The sequence below is a fragment of the Treponema sp. R8-4-B8 genome, assembly GCF_054786175.1.
The window spans coordinates 1-2090 of the sequence record NZ_BDHE01000070.1 but is presented as its reverse complement, the minus strand read 5'-3'; the positions used below and the strand labels follow the sequence as shown (position 1 = coordinate 2090).

Below are 2090 nucleotides of genomic sequence, written 5' to 3'. Positions count from 1 at the left end.
ATGTACGCCTGCCCATCGCATAACAGGTCGGTAAACGCATCGCCGCCTTACGGCGGCTCGGGGTTCCGTTCGGCTAGGTCGCCTGAAGGCTCCCACGCCTCACTCCACCCACATTTTTTTGCGCCCGAAAAACCGCTTCGCGGTTTTCTTCATCGGGCGCAAAAAAACGTCGTTTACCGCCGGAACGTTACACGAAATACCCCTTGCAATGGCAGGTAAATATTATTAGAATAATTAAAGAAAGAGAAAATATGGGTTATAAGTTAAATTATAAAATCTTGTATTGACAAAAAGGAATATTATTTAGATAATAAAACATAAGGAATTTACAATGAAATACAGATTATTGGTTTTGTGGATGCTATTTTTGATTGCAGGTAATATAAACGCGCAGGAATTAAAAATTCCCCCTATAGTAGATTTATTAAAAGTTACGGTAGGCGGTTGGGGATATAGGCCTGATATAAGAATATGGGGTTGGTCCAAAACGGGAAAAGTTGCATATTCCAGAGAAGCAGTAGGTGGATATACCGGTTATATGGCAATCAAGTTCATTGTTTTTGACTTTGTTAATGATAAAGTATTAATAAATATTGAAGCTGATGCAGATGAAGTTGTTGGCGATAATGGTGGATGGGAAAGTATTACTTCGGAATATCTGTTTAATTATATTAAAGATAAAATTACGAATGCGATGAAGGCGCATAGTATTGTAGAACAATATGCCGAGTTCATGCCTTTTCCAATAAAGAGGAATGGCATGGAGTATAGCGTCGCTATTTCTGATATTGTATCAGGAGAAGATATGTGGGGAAAAATCCCAATAAAAAAATATACTGTTTCAATTACCGCTAATGGAAAAAAGAAAACAATTTTTACTGGAGAAAATACCAGAGTTTCAAAGGTACACGTTTGCGGATATTTTTTAAGCCCATTTGAAAATAGGGCATTGATTGTTTTGGCGGAACAGACTCCGCCTGGCTTTGAAGGTGATGTTGACATATATTATGTGTTTAGTGGTTGTCATTTAGAGACAGGTTTTAAATAAGATAATTTATGAAATTAGGTAAGGTATTATATATAAAAGGAGACACCATGAACAAAGCACGGATTGAAACAATATTATTGGGTATAACCTTAATCGGCGCATTAACGACTTCTTGCACCACCAAAAAAACAGCCGAACAAACCGCAACGGAAACCTCGCATTATGCCGACTTAATAACCGAATGGAAAACAAACGCTGAATTAGAAGGTTATACAACATATTATGCATTATATGACATTGACGGCAACGGCATTAAAGAACTCATATTAAGAAAGGAAAATGATTATGATGATGTCATTGACTATATATATTCATTAAAAGACAGCAAACCAATAAATGTATTTGGTTATACTGGCAATGGCGAACCATTAGAAGTTCCTTCGAGTAGATACGGTTCAATCGTAATTTTAAACAATGGATTGATAGACAGCAGTGCTGGTGATTACTCCATTTATAAAATTGCTGATGACGGTTATACCGCAATTATGATCGCAACGGCAGAACCGTATGACTATCCTGATGAAGCTAGTAGAGCGGAAGCGAAATGGAGATACTTTATTGGAGACAGATGGGTTGACGATTATGATATTTATGCTAAATATCTGGATGAACTAGGATATAACTATGAAGGTAATACCGAAGCGAATATCGATTGGTTAAAATTGCAGTAGGGAATTATTGCCTAAAAAATTGTTTGGTAATAAAATAATGATATAAAAATAAATTGTCAATATAAAAGCAAGGGGTACTTCGTGTAACAGGTCTGTAACTGCATCGCCGCCTTACGGCGGCTCGGGCTACACAAAAACGCAGTCGGGCTTCGCCCTTTGTGCGTTTTTGTTCCGCCACAGTTTTGTGTTTGCGAGAAACTGCTTACGCAGTTTCCTTATCGCAAACACAAAACCGTCAGTTACAGCCGGAACGTTATGCGAAAAAACCGCAGATAATTTAAGGATTAATCCCATAAAGGATTAGAGCAGCCTACTTGTATCTGACAGCAAACACCTCTTTTATTTTTTGGTTATAATATTTTGTGTAAAAT

The 2090-nt window shown here is 37.3% G+C and carries 4 protein-coding genes; 3 read left to right on the top strand and 1 reads right to left on the bottom strand.

The window, feature by feature from the left end:
- The 3 genes from ACYVRA_RS06265 to ACYVRA_RS06255 all read left to right on the top strand — a co-directional run.
- Positions 1 to 219 (top strand): hypothetical protein (locus ACYVRA_RS06265; RefSeq protein WP_461251890.1); only part of this gene is annotated, 219 nt, incomplete at its 5' end.
- A 112-nt stretch (positions 220 to 331) separates the two neighbouring features.
- Positions 332 to 1048, top strand: a complete 717-nt coding sequence (locus ACYVRA_RS06260; protein ID WP_461251889.1) for a hypothetical protein — start codon at positions 332 to 334, stop codon at positions 1046 to 1048.
- Between the two features lie 47 nt (positions 1049 to 1095).
- Entirely contained in the window at positions 1096 to 1719 is a 624-nt protein-coding gene (locus ACYVRA_RS06255) for a hypothetical protein (protein ID WP_461251888.1), read from the top strand.
- Positions 1720 to 1845: 126 nt separating this feature from the next.
- On the opposite strand, the gene ACYVRA_RS06250 is transcribed toward ACYVRA_RS06255, so the two are convergent.
- A complete protein-coding gene (locus ACYVRA_RS06250; RefSeq protein WP_461251887.1) occupies positions 1846 to 2013 on the bottom strand; it encodes a hypothetical protein in 168 nt (55 codons plus the stop codon).
- Between the last annotated feature and the right edge of the window lie 77 nt (positions 2014 to 2090).